This is a genomic window from Acinetobacter sp. V102_4, from assembly GCF_031799005.1.
In the GTDB taxonomy this organism is placed as follows: domain Bacteria; phylum Pseudomonadota; class Gammaproteobacteria; order Pseudomonadales; family Moraxellaceae; genus Acinetobacter; species Acinetobacter calcoaceticus.
Window position 1 is genome coordinate 203232 of record NZ_JAVQNR010000052.1, and the last position, 16666, is coordinate 219897.

At 39.3% G+C, this 16666-nt stretch carries 12 protein-coding genes; 8 read left to right on the top strand and 4 right to left on the bottom strand.

What is annotated here, in order from left to right:
- Positions 1-568: 568 nt before the first annotated feature.
- From RMB13_RS19550 to RMB13_RS19570, 5 genes are all read left to right on the top strand, one after another.
- Positions 569-688 carry a hypothetical protein gene (locus tag RMB13_RS19550; protein ID WP_080026271.1) on the top strand — a complete coding sequence of 40 codons (120 nt, stop codon included), beginning with the start codon at positions 569-571 and terminating at the stop codon, positions 686-688.
- Positions 670-1872 (top strand): acetate/propionate family kinase, encoded by a 1203-nt coding sequence (locus RMB13_RS19555; RefSeq protein WP_017391295.1) that lies wholly within the window; start codon positions 670-672, stop codon positions 1870-1872. Before RMB13_RS19550 ends, RMB13_RS19555 begins: the two co-directional genes overlap by 19 nt.
- Before the next feature lie 45 nt (positions 1873-1917).
- On the top strand, positions 1918-4062 hold the full coding sequence (gene pta, locus RMB13_RS19560) for a phosphate acetyltransferase (protein WP_311086124.1): 2145 nt from the start codon (positions 1918-1920) through the stop codon (positions 4060-4062).
- A gap of 227 nt (positions 4063-4289) precedes the next feature.
- Positions 4290-5816, top strand: a complete 1527-nt coding sequence (locus RMB13_RS19565) for a fumarate hydratase (RefSeq protein WP_311086125.1) — start codon at positions 4290-4292, stop codon at positions 5814-5816.
- A 141-nt stretch (positions 5817-5957) separates the two neighbouring features.
- Positions 5958-6512, top strand: a complete 555-nt coding sequence (locus RMB13_RS19570) for a DUF2059 domain-containing protein (RefSeq protein ID WP_003654848.1) — start codon at positions 5958-5960, stop codon at positions 6510-6512.
- 24 nt (positions 6513-6536) lie between these two features.
- Here the strand turns inward: RMB13_RS19570 and RMB13_RS19575 are convergent, their stop codons facing one another.
- The 4 genes from RMB13_RS19575 to tig form a co-directional block, all read right to left on the bottom strand.
- Positions 6537-7253 carry a DUF2846 domain-containing protein gene (locus tag RMB13_RS19575; protein ID WP_005036950.1) on the bottom strand — a complete coding sequence of 239 codons (717 nt, stop codon included), beginning with the start codon at positions 7251-7253 and terminating at the stop codon, positions 6537-6539.
- 152 nt (positions 7254-7405) lie between these two features.
- Complete coding sequence (gene clpX / locus RMB13_RS19580) at positions 7406-8719, bottom strand: ATP-dependent Clp protease ATP-binding subunit ClpX (protein ID WP_198079040.1); 1314 nt, start codon at positions 8717-8719, stop codon at positions 7406-7408.
- Between the two features lie 105 nt (positions 8720-8824).
- Positions 8825-9430, bottom strand: a complete 606-nt coding sequence (clpP, locus tag RMB13_RS19585) for an ATP-dependent Clp endopeptidase proteolytic subunit ClpP (protein ID WP_003654845.1) — start codon at positions 9428-9430, stop codon at positions 8825-8827.
- 195 nt (positions 9431-9625) lie between these two features.
- A complete protein-coding gene (gene tig, locus RMB13_RS19590) occupies positions 9626-10960 on the bottom strand; it encodes a trigger factor (RefSeq protein WP_005036955.1) in 1335 nt (444 codons plus the stop codon).
- Between the two features lie 414 nt (positions 10961-11374).
- On the opposite strand from tig, the gene RMB13_RS19595 reads away from it, so the two are divergent.
- The 3 genes from RMB13_RS19595 to leuA all read left to right on the top strand — a co-directional run bounded on the left by RMB13_RS19595 (position 11375) and on the right by leuA (position 16610).
- Positions 11375-13663, top strand: coding sequence for a TonB-dependent siderophore receptor (locus RMB13_RS19595; RefSeq protein ID WP_017391299.1), 2289 nt, complete (start codon positions 11375-11377; stop codon positions 13661-13663).
- A 105-nt stretch (positions 13664-13768) separates the two neighbouring features.
- Positions 13769-14452: a Fe2+-dependent dioxygenase gene (locus RMB13_RS19600; RefSeq protein ID WP_205469917.1), complete on the top strand. Its 684-nt coding sequence runs from the start codon at positions 13769-13771 to the stop codon at positions 14450-14452.
- 460 nt (positions 14453-14912) lie between these two features.
- On the top strand, positions 14913-16610 hold the full coding sequence (gene leuA / locus RMB13_RS19605) for a 2-isopropylmalate synthase (protein ID WP_004641067.1): 1698 nt from the start codon (positions 14913-14915) through the stop codon (positions 16608-16610).
- The last annotated feature ends 56 nt before the right edge of the window (positions 16611-16666 follow it).

The following is a 16666-nucleotide window of genomic DNA, read 5'->3' on the forward strand; positions in this document are numbered from 1 at the left end:
AATATTATTCAGGCGAAAAGCGACATGCAACCCTAGGCAATGCTGTTTTAATGACCTCCTCATAGACCTTAAAGGTATAGCAAGCTTAGGTTTTAGACCAAAAACCTATTTAAAAACTCGATTATTTATGCTTAAACTGAACTTCAGAAATTATGGTAAAATTATTGTAATATCAATATTATGAAACACATTGAACAATATCTAGATAATAAGCTTTTCATACTACTTTTTAGTTCTAATAAGCCTATGTTTTATTCTTTATAATTCTCATTCCTACTATTAATTCTTAATTTCAATTACGTATATTATTTGTAATATATTTTTCAAATTTAATTAAAGAGACTTCTGCCCTCTTAATAAAGAATCACTACCCACCATTTAAAATAAAATTTGATTCAAGCTTATTTTTCATAAATGTATACAAAAAAACCGAGCTATCTCCGCATAAAAAAACAAGGAATACAGTGATTAAGCTTTATACTGAACAAATATTAGTTACAAATAATTTGATGGTCGATAGTGCTTAAGTCTAATGGGCTAAAGTCTATCTTGGACAGAAAAACAACACATGTTAAAACATGACAACCCGTTCAACCTGTATCTGAAAATAATACATTTTGAACAGGAAGTTAGGAAAACTATTTTAAATCAGGACGTGGGTATTTCAACGTGGCTACATCAGTATTAGTTATCAATTGCGGCTCTTCATCTATTAAATATGCTCTAGTTTCAGAACGTCGTGAAGATCGTATTTACGGTTTAGCAGAAAACTTGGGGGCAGCCGATGCTCGTATTAAGGGAGTGACAGTTGGTGGTGAACCACTTGAACTTGCTATCCCTTATGCTGATCATGCCAAAGCTTTAGAAACTCTACTTGCACGTCTTGCCAACTATAAACCACAGGCAATCGGACATCGTGTTGTACACGGCGGTAGTTTAACTAAAGCCGAATTACTCACTCCTGAAATTATTGAGCGTATTCGCGCTGCGACCCCTTTGGCTCCTCTTCACAACCCAGCACATTTAATCGGTATTGACGCAACCGTACGCCTATTTCCTGAATTGCCTCAAGTTGCAGTCTTCGACACAGCATTCCATCAAACCATGCCACCGCATGCCTACCGTTATGCAATTCCTAAGTTCTTATATACCGAACATAACGTCCGTCGTTATGGCTTTCATGGTACAAGCCATGCCTATGTGTCTGACCGAGCAAGTGAACTTGCAGGCAATCTGAAAAAAGGTGGTTGGTTAACAGCACATCTAGGAAACGGCAGTTCAACTTGTGCAGTATGGAACGGACAAAGTGTTGATACTTCTATGGGCCTTACTCCACTTGAAGGTGTGGTAATGGGAACTCGTAGTGGTGATGTCGACCCAAGCCTACATAGCTTCCTTGCGAAAAACCTCGGTTGGGATTTGGCTAAAATTGATAAGGTTTTAAATAACGAAAGTGGCTTACTTGGCTTATCGCAATTGTCTAATGACATGCGTACAGTCATTGAAGCGGCAGAAATTGGTAATGAAGATGCTTGCCTTGCAATTGAAGTGTTTAGTTATCGCCTTGCAAAATCACTTGCTGCGTTAAGCTGTGGTTTACCAACTTTAGACGGCCTCATTTTCACAGGTGGTATTGGTGAAAACTCGGCATATATTCGTGAAAAAACTTTAGCGTATTTACCTCATTTTGGTTTGCAGCTCGACAAAGATCAAAACAACAACTTAAAACGTGGCACTGAAGGCCGAATCGATAATGGAACAGGTCCACAAATTTGGGTCATTCCAACAGACGAAGAAGGCCGTATTGCCAAAGAAACCCGTCAAGTTGTTGAAGCAGCAGGAACTACAGCATCTGTAGCGAGCCTTGCTTAATCAGATCTTAGCGAAAACTCGATATTCATTTATTTATAGGTTTATATGAATACAATTTTATTGATTCCTACAGGTGAAGGGGTTGGTTTAACCTCTGCCTGCCTAGGCATGATTTACGCACTTGATTGCAACGGGATTAAAGCAGGCTTTTTAAAACCATTTTCTCAAGAAGACCAAGAGCATCTTGACCGAACAACTTCATTATTTGGTCATTTATTTCAAGGTAAAACTGTTCAATCTATTTCGCATGAAAAATTAACTCAGCTTATTGCCGCTGGGGAAGTGGATGAATTACTTGAAGAAGCTGTAAGCCTACATCGCAGTGTTGCAGCAGACCATGATGTCATTATTGTGGAAGGCTTATTACCAAACGGACAAGACCACTTCGCAAGTGAACTTAACGCGAGTCTTGCACAAGCACTTGATGCAGAAGTCGTATTGGTTAGTACAGCAGATATTCAAAACCCGAAAAAAGCCGCAGAAAAAGTAGATGCTCATTTACGTCAGTTTGGCGGTGCAGCGTCAAATCGTACTGCAGGTGTACTCTTTATGCGTACCCGTGGATTAACCGAAGAAACAGCACAAATTCCTGTTGCGTTTGATCCATCGTTACGTCCGACTGAAGACATCGCAAAATTTACGGCCGAACTGCAAAAATATAACCGTTATTTTGGTTCTAGTGACTTACCTATTATTGGTTTAGTTCCATTTAGTAATACGCTGAGCGTACCTAGAACCCTAGATATTGCGAATGTGATTGATGGGCAATGGGTACATCAAGGTGAAGCTAAAACACGCCGTATTTTGCATTCAAGTTTAATTGCGTCAAGCATTGAATATGAACTCAATAAATTTATTGCAGGCGAACTAATTATTAGTGCGTCTGAGCGTACAGACGTATTACTGGCAAGCAGTTTGGCGACCAGCAATGGTATTCCACTCGCTGGCTTGGTTCTTACTGAACGTGAAGCACCAGCTCCTGAGCTTTTAGAGTTTTGCCAAAATGCGATCAAGCAAGGCTTACCAATTTTACATACACGTCTCAATACATTAGAAACTGCTCAGCGTTTATCTGACTTTGGTAATGAAATTCCCATCGATGATACTGAACGTGCGGAACAAGTGACTCGTTTTGTTTCAAGTCATATTGATGTCGAATGGCTTAAGCAGCACAGCAACAATGCAGCTACCCCTCGCCTGTCGCCATCGGCTTTCCGTCACGAACTGGTGCAAAAATCGATTGCAGCGAAAAAACGAATTGTACTGCCTGAAGGCGATGAGCCACGCACCATTCAAGCTGCGGCAATTTGTCAGGCACGTGGCATTGCTGACTGTATTTTACTGGCAAAACCAGAGGCAGTTCAGGATGTTGCAAAAGCCCGTGGTATTGAATTACCAGCCGGATTAGCAATTGTTGATCCAGATAGCATTCGCGACCAATATGTAGCACCAATGGTCGAGCTGCGTAAAGGTAAACTCAACGAGCTTCAGGCCAAAGAACAACTTCAAGACACCGTAGTGCTCGGTACAATGATGTTAGCTTTAGACGAAGTAGATGGCCTAGTTTCTGGCGCAGTACACACCACAGCAAATACGGTCCGCCCAGCTTTCCAGCTCATCAAAACAGCGCCAGATTATTCACTGGTTTCATCAATCTTCTTCATGCTTTTACCAGATGAAGTTTATGTATATGGTGACTGTGCAATTAACCCAGACCCTACCGCAGAACAACTGGCTGAAATTGCGATTCAGTCTGCTGACTCGGCTAAAGCTTTTGGAATTGACCCACGTATTGCCATGATCAGTTATTCAACTGGAACATCTGGAACAGGTGCAGATGTTGAGAAGGTACAACAAGCAACTCAAATTGCTCAGCAACGTCGCCCTGATTTACTTATTGATGGTCCACTTCAATACGATGCAGCTTCAGTTGAAAGCGTTGGACGCCAAAAAGCACCAGAATCGCGAGTTGCAGGTCGTGCCAATGTATTTATTTTCCCTGACTTAAATACGGGTAACACGACTTATAAAGCAGTACAACGTGCTGCAAATGTAGTGAGCGTTGGACCAATGTTGCAAGGTCTAAACAAACCTGTAAATGACTTGTCTCGCGGAGCATTGGTAGATGACATCGTGTTTACCATTGCATTAACGGCAATTCAGGCTGAACAGCAAGCTGCTGCTAAATAACTAATAATTTGATCCGCTTCTACCTCTCGCCATTTGATGTCCGCTCAAATGGCTTTTTTTATTTTAATCGCTTCAAAATAAATAATTTCCTATCTCTGACATTTAAATGCCCCCTATATAGTCTTATGCGACTTTCGGTCAAAAGATCAACCAATCTCCCACAAAACTATCTTTTTGTCATATAATTTAGCCCGCTAGCTAACAGCCCGCTCAAGAGATTTTTTGGTATGACAACGATTATCAAACAAGATGACTTGATTACATCAATCAAGGACGCCCTACAGTTTATTTCGTACTATCACCCGCAAGACTTCATCCAAGCGATGAGTCGTGCTTATGATCGCGAAGAAAACCAAGCTGCAAAGGATGCAATTGCACAGATTTTAATTAACTCTCGCATGTGTGCGGAAGGTCATCGTCCAATTTGCCAAGATACTGGTATTGTTAACGTTTTCCTTGAAGTGGGCTTAGATGTTAAATTTGATTTAACAATGAGCTTAGACGATGCAGTAAATGAAGGTGTTCGCCAAGGTTACCTTGAAAATAGCAACGTTCTTCGTGCATCTGTACTTGCAGACCCTGCATTTGGTCGTAAAAATACAAAAGATAATACCCCTGCTGTAATTCACTACAAACTCGTTCCGGGTAACAAAGTAGATATTACTGTTGCTGCTAAAGGTGGCGGTTCAGAAAATAAATCTAAACTTGCGATGCTTAACCCATCTGACTCGATTGTTGATTGGGTACTTAAAACTGTACCAACAATGGGTGCAGGCTGGTGTCCTCCAGGTATGCTCGGTATTGGTATTGGTGGTACTGCTGAAAAAGCCATGATGCTTGCTAAAGAAGCGCTCATGGAAGAAATCAACATGGACGAGTTACTTCGTCGTGGACCAGCGAACAAAATCGAAGAACTTCGTATCGAAATCTTTGAAAAAGTAAACGCACTTGGTATTGGTGCACAAGGTCTTGGCGGTTTAACCACTGTTCTTGATATTAAAATTAAAGATTACCCATGTCACGCTGCTGGTAAACCAGTAGGTATGATTCCTAACTGTGCTGCTACTCGTCATGCTCACTTCCAGCTTGATGGTTCAGGTGTAGCTCATATTCACGCACCAAAACTTGAAGATTACCCATCTGTAACTTGGGATTCTTCAAAGTCTAAACGTGTAAACCTTGATACCATTACTCAAGAAGAAATGGATTCTTGGAAACCAGGTGATACATTACTTCTTAGCGGAACAATGTACACAGGTCGTGATGCTGCTCACAAACGTATGGTTGAAATGATCGACAATGGTGAAGAATTACCAGTTGATCTAAAAGGTAAATTTATTTACTACGTTGGCCCAGTTGATCCAGTGGGTGATGAAGTCGTTGGTCCTGCTGGTCCTACAACTGCAACACGTATGGATAAATTCACACGTAAAGTACTTGAGCATACAGGCTTGTTTGGCATGATCGGTAAAGCTGATCGTGGTCCTACAGCGATTGAAGCAATCAAAGACAACAAAGCAACTTACTTAATGGCAGTTGGCGGTGCAGCTTACCTTGTATCTAAAGCTGTTCGCGAAGCTGAAGTTGTTGCGTTTGCAGACTTAGGTATGGAAGCAATCTACAAATTCGTAGTTGAAGATATGCCTGTTTCTGTTGCAGTTGATGTAAACGGTACATCAATTCATGCAATTGCTCCAAAAATCTGGCAAGCGAAAATTGGAAAAATTCCAGTAGTCGACGCTGCGGCAGGCTAATCAAGAAAAGCACCGAATTCGGTGCTTTTTTTATGCATTCTTTTTTATTTTAAAATCTGAAAAGAATTGTAACAATTACTTCTTCAATCTGTGCTATTAATAAATGCACTCTCTCGCCATATATTGAATATAGGTCATTTCATGACTATTCGCCCTATTCTTAAAAATCTTTCAATCAGCCTCTGCTTAAGCTGTATTACGACAAGCTTATTTGCTTCTCCTGCCAAATTAAGTTCAGTTAAAGAACTCATGCAAATGAGCCAAATTGATTACCTACTTAAAGAATCAATTAATGAATTAACGCCTTATTATGATCAACAGGCAGAACAGATCGTTAGTAATATCACGGGTATCAAAACTTTAGGTCCAAAAGAAAAAGAGGCCGCCAAAAAGCTCGGTTTACTATTGAAAGATTCAAGCAATCAACTCATCAGCAATCCTAAAACTGCCCAAGCCTTACAAGACATTTATTTAAAGACATATTCTGAAGAAGAGATTCAAGCGAATCTTAAATTTTTAAAAACCCCAGAAGGCCAATCGATTACACGTAAAAACGTGCAGATTATGGGGCAAATTTCAGAATATATGATGGAGTTGGGACAGCAGACCTTTAATGACCCTAAAGCACGAGATCATATGCAAGAAGAGATGCTTAAAATTATTGCGCCATTGATGAAAGATAAAGAAAAGTCTTAACTTTTCTTTATCTTTTGCAAGTCATTACCAAGTTAAAGGATTCCATAATTTAAATGGTTTAATCAGATGTACATCTGATTTTTCATCATATTTGGCAGGTTTTAATTCTTGTGGTTTATGTCGAATCTTGCCTGAAGCATCTTCTGCTACAAAGTTGTAGCTTGAAGATTTCAACTCGGTAAAGGCAATTTCTCTACGGCCAATATTATCTTGCATTAACATAAATGGGCCAGTGTGTTCACCACGGTCCATTTTATTTTCTTCATCATATTTCAAATAATAAGACGTTCCTGCCTCAACAGTTATATCCATATATTTTGGTTCTTGAAAATGAATCCCCAATAAAGGGCGGCTCGCAGAAAGACGATAAGTCCCTGCTGGCAATTCAATCCAATAATAATGGTTATGTAGTAGGCTCGGAATTCTTTTGCCATTTACAAACAGATTAATCGCCGCGATTTCCTGACGATTCCATTTTGTATCTGGTCGATAGAGATAAACGACAGCAGCTTGTGCGTTTTGTGGTTTGATCGGAACAAATGTCTGACCCAATTTTTGATTAACCCAACCACCCACGGCAAAACCACCTACGTGATATTGGTCTAATAGTCCGGGTTCTTTTTCAACATCGACTTTAGGTAAGGTTGCAGTCAATTCACCCGTATTTTTTTCTAAATGAGATGAACTTTGACAGCCCACAAACAGTCCGGCACAGCACAAAGATACGATTAAATAACGCATGGCATCCCTCAAAGCGTTTTGTTTTTGATTTATTTTTTACACCGCAAAACTATGCGTATTTTGTATTTTTAAGATTAACACCACCCACATAAATTGAAAACAAAAAAAGCACGAATCACTCACGCGATTCATGCTTTTTAGATGAATGAAATCTATGCAGACTTCGAATCAATAACCTTTAAATCGGCCTTTGCAACACTTTCATGTGTTACAGCTTCTTTAGGTTGGCGCTCAGCCTTATAAACAGGCTCTGCTTCACCATTGATGACTGCTTCATTAATAATGACTGTCCCAACGTCAGTACGACTTGGTAAATCGTACATGGTTTCAAGCAGTACATTCTCCATAATAGAGCGTAGACCACGCGCACCCGTATTGCGTTCAAGTGCTTTCTTCGCAATAGCGCGCAATGCAGAATCTTCAAAGATCAGATCAACATTTTCCATGGTGAAAAGATATTGATACTGGCGAGTTAATGCATTTTTTGGCTCAGTCAAAATTTGCATTAATGCTTCTTCATCCAACTCTTCAAGTGTAGCAATCACTGGTAAACGACCGATGAATTCTGGAATTAAACCAAATTTCACTAAGTCGGTTGGCTCAACTTGACGGAACAATTCCGCAAGTTTTTTGGTTTCATCTTTGTTTTTAACATCAGCTGTAAAACCAATACCACCTTTCTCTTGACGCTGCTGTACAATTTTTTCCAAACCAGAAAATGCACCACCACAAATAAACAAGATATTCGAGGTGTCAATTTGGATAAACTCTTGCTGCGGATGCTTACGTCCACCTTGCGGAGGAATAGAAGCCACTGTACCTTCAATCATTTTTAACAATGCTTGTTGTACACCTTCACCAGAAACATCACGCGTAATTGACGGGTTTTCAGATTTACGAGTAATCTTGTCAATTTCGTCAATATAGATAATGCCCTTCTGAGCTTTTTCTACATCGTAGTCTGCTTTTTGCAAAAGTTTTTGTACAATATTTTCAACATCTTCGCCCACATAACCAGCTTCGGTTAATGTCGTTGCATCTGCCATTGCAAATGGAACATCTAAAAGGCGAGCTAATGTTTGCGCAAGTAAAGTTTTACCCGAACCTGTAGGTCCAATCAGTAGAATGTTACTTTTAGCAATTTCTACTTCTTTAGACACATGGCCATTATGACCAACTTTTAGGCGTTTATAATGGTTATAAACCGCAACAGATAACGTCTTTTTGGCAAGATCTTGACCAATCACATATTGATCAAGCGCAGCACGTATTTCATGTGGTTTTGGCAATGCCTTACTCGCCCAGTCCCCTGCTTCAACCTGTTGGCTGGTTTGTACAAGGTCTAAGCAGACATCCACACATTCATTACAAATATATGCGTCCTCACCTGCAATCAGTTTCCCGACTTCAGACTGCGTTTTACCGCAAAATGAACAATGTTTTTGTCCTTGAGGATGTTCGGACATATTCACTCCACAAATAGAATCTTAAATATTAGGGCAAGATGCACTGCATAAATAACTAAATGGAGATCTTTTTCAACATCTCAAGTTATTTACATCAGAAGGTCCTTATGGACGCTTACTTAACACCTGATCAACCAAACCATATTCTTTAGCAGACTGTGCTGTCATAAAGTTATCACGGTCAGTATCACGAGCAACGGTTTCGTAGTCTTGACCACTGTGCTCTGCCATTAAGCGGTTTAAACGTTCTTTAATAAATAGAATTTCACGCGCATGAATTTCAATATCCGATGCTTGACCGCGGAAACCACCTAATGGTTGATGGATCATGACACGAGCATTTTCTAGACAATAGCGTTTGCCTTTAGCACCAGCATTTAACAAGAATGCACCCATTGACGCAGCTTGACCCATACAATATGTCACGACATCAGGTTTAATAAACTGCATCGTGTCATAAATAGCCATGCCCGCTGTCACAGAACCACCTGGAGAGTTGATATAAAGGTGGATATCTTTATCAGGGTTTTCAGCTTCTAAAAACAACATTTGGGCAACAATCAGATTTGCCATGTTGTCTTCAACTTCACCTGTTAAGAAAATGACGCGCTCACGTAAAAGTCGTGAATAAATATCAAAAGAACGTTCGCCGCGAGAAGATTGTTCAACCACAACAGGAACTAAAGCATTTTCAATTGTTGGAACATACATACGTTATTTATTCCTAAATTTTTTGTGACTTAACCTATGGCAACAATATGCGGGATAATTTCTCAAATTGCAAAAGGTTCGCACTGAAATATTATATTATTTATACCTAAGTACTTAATGTCGCACTCAAATTAACCACATATAGTGAAAAACAAAAAAGGCGCCTAAAGCGCCTTTTTCTGACTTTTTAAAAGATTAGCCCATACGGCGAGCTTGTTGTTCTTTTAACAAATCATCGTAAGATACAGCTTTGTCAGTCACTTTAGCAGCAGCTAAGATGTGATCAACAACTTGATCTTCTAATACAACTGCTTCGATTTGAGCACGTTGTTGAGCATCATTTTTGAAGTATTCAATCACTTCAGTTGGATCTTCGTAAGAAGAAGCCATGTCGTCAATGTAAGCATCAACGCGAGTTTGATCAACTTCAAGTTTAGCGTCAGCTAAAACTTTGCTCACCAATACGCCAAGCTTAACAGAACGCTCTGCTTGCTCTTTGAACAATTCGTCAGGAAGCATGCTCTTGTCAAAAGATTGCGCCCCTGCACCACCGAACTGTTGAGTGAATTGTTGAACCATTTGTTGACGTTGACGGTCAATTTCTTGAGCAACCATTGCAGTTGGAACTTCAACTTCGTTCGCAGCAACAAGTGCGTCAAAAGCAGCTTGTTTAACTTGGTTACGTAAACCATTGCGAACTTCACGTTCCATATTCTTGCGAACGTCAGCTTTTAACTTCTCAACGCCTTCTTCTTCAGTTACACCGAAGATTTTCAAGAATTCAGCATCAATTTCTGGAAGTTTTGATTTTTCAACTTGCTTCACAGTGATTTTGAACTGAGCTGCTTTACCAGCCAAGTTTTCAGCTTGGTAGTCTTCAGGGAAAGTAACATCAATTACTTTCTCTTCGCCAGCTTTCATACCGATGATGCCGTCTTCGAAGCCAGGAATCATACGACCTGAACCTAACACAAGTTTAAAGTCTTCAGCAGAACCGCCTTCAAACTTCTCACCATCGATAGTGCCTTCAAAGTCAAAAGTCACTTGCATGTCTTTTTTCGCCATGCCCTTGGTAACAGCCCAAGTTTGACGTTGTTTTTGCAAGTTTTCGATCATAGCGTCAACGTCAGCATCTTTAATTTCAGCTGTTTTACGTTCAACTTCTAAACCGTCAAATGCTTGTACTGTAACTTCTGGATAAACTTCTACAGTCGCTTCAAAAACTAAAGCATCTTCTTTATGTTCAACTTTATCAATGTTCGGCATTCCTACCGCATTGATTTTTTCTTGTTGAATTGCTTCAAAAACGCTATCACGAATGATGTCATTTACAACTTCTTGATAAATGCCCGCACCGTATTCGCGACGAACAACGTTTTCAGGTACTTTACCTGGACGGAAGCCGTTGATCTTCACAGTTTTGGCAGTGCGCTTCAAACGAGCTTCAAATTGCTCGTTAATACGGCTCGTCGGTACAGAAACATTTAAACGACGGGCAACGCCCGAAACCGCTTCAGTCGTTACTTGCATGGCTTCCTCGATAAAAATTAGTGAGTAGGAACAGTTTTTTTAAAAGTGCTGTATTATATGACAACTTTCAAGATATACAAAATTAACCGACCACTTCATTTAAATGAAGGTCGTTATTCTCGTAAATTTCACAGTAATTTTATGATTCTTTAAATATTTTTCATAAAGTCTTAAGTAAAACTAATTTTTTAGTTATTCTTCATAAATCTAAAATTACAATCAAAATCTAATTTTAATCGTTTTTACAAACAATTACTAAGAATCAGTAGATTAGCTACATAAAAGTACAATTACCTATTCAATCATCCACTTCATCTTCACAATCCAATTGGCAAATCCAATTAACACAAACTGTACATATAAATAAGAATTATTATTATTCGCATAACCTTTTAGTTTTAGAGTCCTGAAGTCATGTCTTTGATTAGAACACGTAAAAAAATTGTTTCTTCTGCGATAGCTTCATCGCTATCAATGATTGCAACAACAGCCATGGCACAAGAAGCAATTTCACAATTACCAACGATTCATACTCAAGCGACTCAAGAAGAATCTTTAAAAGTAGACCAGTCTGCAAACTCTAAATTCGTGGCTCCCCTCAAAGACACGCCAAAATCGGTCTCTATTCTTTCTCAAAAATTAATTAAAGATACAAACTCGAATACCCTACTCGAAGCTTTACGTTATGAACCAGGCATTACTTTAGGTGCAGGTGAAGGCGGTACACCATTTACAGATATGCCTTACATTCGTGGTTATAGTGGACAGTCTTCTATTTATGTTGATGGTGTTCGCAATACAACGTCACAAAGCCGCGATATGTTTGCCATTGAACAAGTTGAAGTGATTAAGGGCTCGTCTTCTGCTCTTGGTGGCGGTGGTAGCGTTGGTGGAAGTATCAACTTAATCCCTAAAGTTGCTCATGAAGGTGACGTTTACCAAGGTAGTGTTCAAGGTGGTACTGACAACTATCGCCATATCCAACTTGATGCCAACAAAGACTTTGGTAACGGAATTGCTGGTCGTGTTGTTATCATGGGCCATGAAAATGAAAAAGCTGGTCAGAGTAACGGCGCTGAATATGCTCGTGCTGGTATTGCCTCAAGCCTTGCATTTGGCCTAGATACAGCAACTCGTGGAACACTTAGCTACTACTATTTACGCAGTAATGATGAACCAGATGCGGGTATTCCATTTAACAATGCAAATCCGACTACTCCTCCTGCTGGAGTTACTGTAACTCCTGGTAACGGTAAGCCCGTTGATGTAAAAGCGGGTACTTACTATGGCTGGAAAGCTCGTGACTTTGATAAACGTGAAAACCATATTGGTACGTTTAAATTAGAACATGACTTTAATGAAAATCTTACCTTGTCGAATGTAGCGACTTACAATAAATCTAAATCTGACTATGTTTACACCAATGCTGATGACTCGAAGGGTAACATTTACAGAGGTACAATCGCTCGCCGTGCTTTAAGCCGTATATTGGATAGTGATGCGTATAGTGATCAACTTTCTTTGAGAGGTAAATTCAATACTGGTTCATTAAAACATTCTTTTAATGTCGGTACTGAATGGAGCTTCCAAGAAACTGACCAAGGCGTATATACCTTTACCAATGCTGCTGGTGAAACTACATCGACTATTTTAGACAGCAATATTCAAAACTGTACTTCAGCTGCTGCTGTAGCAAATGGCTGGTGTACGAGTTTAAATAATCCAGGAAACGGTGCATTCACCGATAAACGTGGATCTATTACAGCACAATCGACCACTCGTAGTCATAATGTAGGAATCTACGCTTTAGACAGTATTGAATTTAATCCACAATGGTTACTTAACCTAGGTGTTCGTTGGGATAAATTTGAAACTGAGAAAAAATACAATAAGGACGTAGGTGGACGTACACCTCATAAAGCTGGTGATAAATTAGAAAGTGATACAGATTACTTCTCTTACCAAGCTGGTTTAGTTTTTAAACCAACAGAAGATGGCAGTATTTATTTAAGCTACGCAACGTCAGCGAACCCTGTAGGTGTGCTCGCTGAAGGTGATACAGGTTCAGATTCTATTAGCGACTCAGGTAGCGCAAGTGCGAGTGCAAATGATCTAAAACCAGAAGAAGCTCGTACTTTTGAACTTGGAACAAAATGGGACCTGTTCAATAATCGAGCAAACTTAACTGCTGCGATCTTCCGTACTGAAAAGCAAAATACACGTATCCAAATCGACCCTACAACAACTGCTAACGCTGGTAAAAGTAAAGTTGATGGATTTGAAATCAGCTTGAACGGAAAGATTACTGACAAATGGGATGTATCGACAGGTTATAGCTATTTAGATAGCGAAATCACGGAAGCAGCTTACAACGCAGTTGCTCAAGAAGGTAAACCTCTTCCATTCGTAGCTAAAAACAGCGCTACTTTATGGTCTACTTACAGAGTAATGCCTCAATTGACTTTAGGTGCTGGTGTTGAATACCGCGATCAAGTATTTGTAAACACGACTGCTCCAAAATACTTGCCAACCTATACTATTTATAATGCGATGGCTAAATATGATGTGAACAAGAATGTGAATTTACAGCTTAATATTAATAATATCTCTGATAAGCGCTATTTCACGAGTGCACATGCAGCCCACTATGCATTTGAAGGTAATGGCCGTAACGCAGTGTTAGCAATTAACTTTAAGTACTAAGTTTAAATTCCATAATTTATTTATGGCATTAATTAAAGTTCATATAAGATAGCCTCATCACGAGGCTATTTTTATAAATGAAATATCTATTTAAAGGTGTTTGCTGTGATTCATCATATCCCTAATGTTTTAAGCAAAGAGCAAGTTGCCGAGTTTCGTAAACTCATGAAAGAAGCGAATTGGGTGGGAGGAAAAGTTACTGCTGGCACTCTATCTGCTTCAGTTAAAAGAAATCAGCAACTCTCTGAACAAGATCCACTTACACATCATTTAAGTGATATTGTCATCAAAGCAATTTGGCAAAATCCTGTGTTTCAGGCCGCAGCCCTACCTCACAAAATTATTCCACCACTTTTTAATCGATATGATGAACATGAAAGCTTTGGCTTCCATGTAGATAACTCAATTCGTCTTATCCGTGGTACTTCTGAGCAAATTCGTACCGATTTATCTTGTACATTATTTTTAAGTGAACCGGATGAATATGAAGGTGGTGATCTGGTTATTGAAGATACTTATGGTTATCACGAAGTCAAATTACCAGCAGGCGATGTCGTACTCTACCCTTCTACTAGCTTACATGAGGTAAGTAGTATTACATCAGGTACTCGATTTGCTTCTTTTTTCTGGGTTCAAAGTCTGGTGCGTGATGATAGTAAGCGACACCTTCTATTTAATTTAGATGAAAGTATCAGAGCACTACGTAAGACACACGGTGATAGTTATTCTGAAGTTATGAAACTCACCAACATTTACCACAACTTAATTCGCATGTGGTCAGAACTGTAACTACATTTATTTTTGCCTTATTGAGATGATGCAATATTTTTTCCCTCAATAAAGCGAAATAACGAAAAATATTTCCCACAAATTAGAAAGTAGCGCAAAATTAGAAAATTATTTTCTAATTTCCGAGATTAAAATTATTATAAGAATTTTGCACAACGTGTAATCATTGTTTAGATGTGATATATCTAAATGATAAACATATTAGCAAACCACCAAACTTATTATTTCACGGTCTAGAGATGAAAACGAATTACTTGTTTGCCCAGCCTACTCAAGCAAGACATCATCTGCAACTCCTGATGCTGCGCCACGCGCGCGTATAAATATTTTGTCTGCTTTTTTAAAGCAGCACTTCGAAATTACCTTTAATTTTTCTCAATTAGATACCATATATAACCGTAGAGACGTTGCCTTTTAAATATATCCAGAGCAACCGCGCTACGAGACAAGGAGTTTTCTCATGATGTTGGCTGACCCAAGCAAAAAATACCGCCGTATGTACCAACGAGTGGATTTACCAGATCGCCAATGGCCAAATAACGAAATTACAAAAGCGCCAATCTGGATGAGCACCGATTTACGTGACGGTAACCAAGCAATTTTTGAACCAATGGATATGGAACAAAAATTCAAAATGTTCAAAATGCTTGTAAAAATCGGTTTCAAACATATTGAAATCGGCTTCCCTTCTGCATCTCAAATCGACTTCGATTTTACCCGTATGTTGATTGAAGAAAATCATATTCCGGATGACGTATACATTGAAGTTTTAGTTCAGGCACGTGATCATTTAATTGAACGTACTTTTGAATCTTTAGCAGGTGCTAAACGTGCGATTGTGCATATTTATAACTCTAATTCTCCAACCTTCCGTCAAAAGGTGTTGAATGTAGATGTTAATGGCGCAAAACAGTTAGCAATTAATGCGGCTCAAAAAGTTAAAGAGTATGCTGCGCAATATCCTCAAACTGACTGGATTTTTCAGTACAGCCCAGAGTGTTTCTCTGCAACAGAATTAGAAGTCGCTAAAGATGTCTGTGATGCCGTCACAGAAATTTGGGATGCACGTCCTGACCATAAAGTTATTTTAAACTTACCAGCCACTGTAGAGGTTTCTACGCCAAATGTTTATGCAGACCAAATTGAATGGATGCATCGTAATTTGGCACGTCGTGATGGTGTAATTATTTCTGTTCACTGCCACAATGACCGCGGCTGTGGTATTGCTGCATCAGAACTTGCAATTATGGCAGGTGCTGACCGTGTTGAAGGTTGTGTGTTTGGTAATGGCGAACGTACAGGTAACGTTGACGTTGCAGCGATTGCATTGAACATGTATACCCAAGGTGTAGCGCCAGAGTTAGATTTCTCTAACATTAATGAAGTAATTGCAACGGTTGAAGAATGTACTGGCTTACCGGTACACCCTCGTCACCCATATGCAGGCGACTTGGTATTTACTGCATTCTCTGGTTCACATCAGGATGCAATCAAAAAAGGCTTCGAGTACCAGAAAAACGAAGAAATCTGGGATATGCCTTACTTGCCAATCGATCCGAAAGATTTGGGCCGCGACTACGATGCAGTTATTCGTGTAAACAGCCAGTCTGGTAAAGGCGGTATCGCTTACTTATTAGAAGCGAACTACAACGTTGTGTTACCTCGTCGTTTACAAATCGAGTTCAGTCAGGTTGTTCAACAATATGCTGATGATAATGGTACAGAAATTAATGCAAAAGAAATCTGGACCTTATTTAAAGACACGTATGTTGATGTGAAAAACCATCATTACACAGTCAAAAACTACAGATTATCTGACATTAATGGTACTCAAATCATCGAACTTGATGTTGATGTCGAAGGTGAAACACAACAACTTCGTGGTGAAGGTAACGGACCGATTTCTGCATTCTTAAATGCGCTTCAGTTACCAATTGACGTATTGAACTATGAAGAACGCAGTATTAGCTCAGGTGCAAATGCGAAAGCGTTAACCTTAATTGAACTTCAAGTCAAAGGTACAGGCAGAGGTTCATTTGGTGCAGGTGTTCATGACAATACAGTCACCTCATCAATTGAAGCAATTATTGCATGTACTAACCGATTGATTGATCAAGGCGTTTTAAGTACAGATCAGGTTGTTGCTGCTGCTGTTTAATTAAAAAAAAGACTTTGGAAAGGATACCTAGCTTGGTATCCTTTCTTTTTATTCCT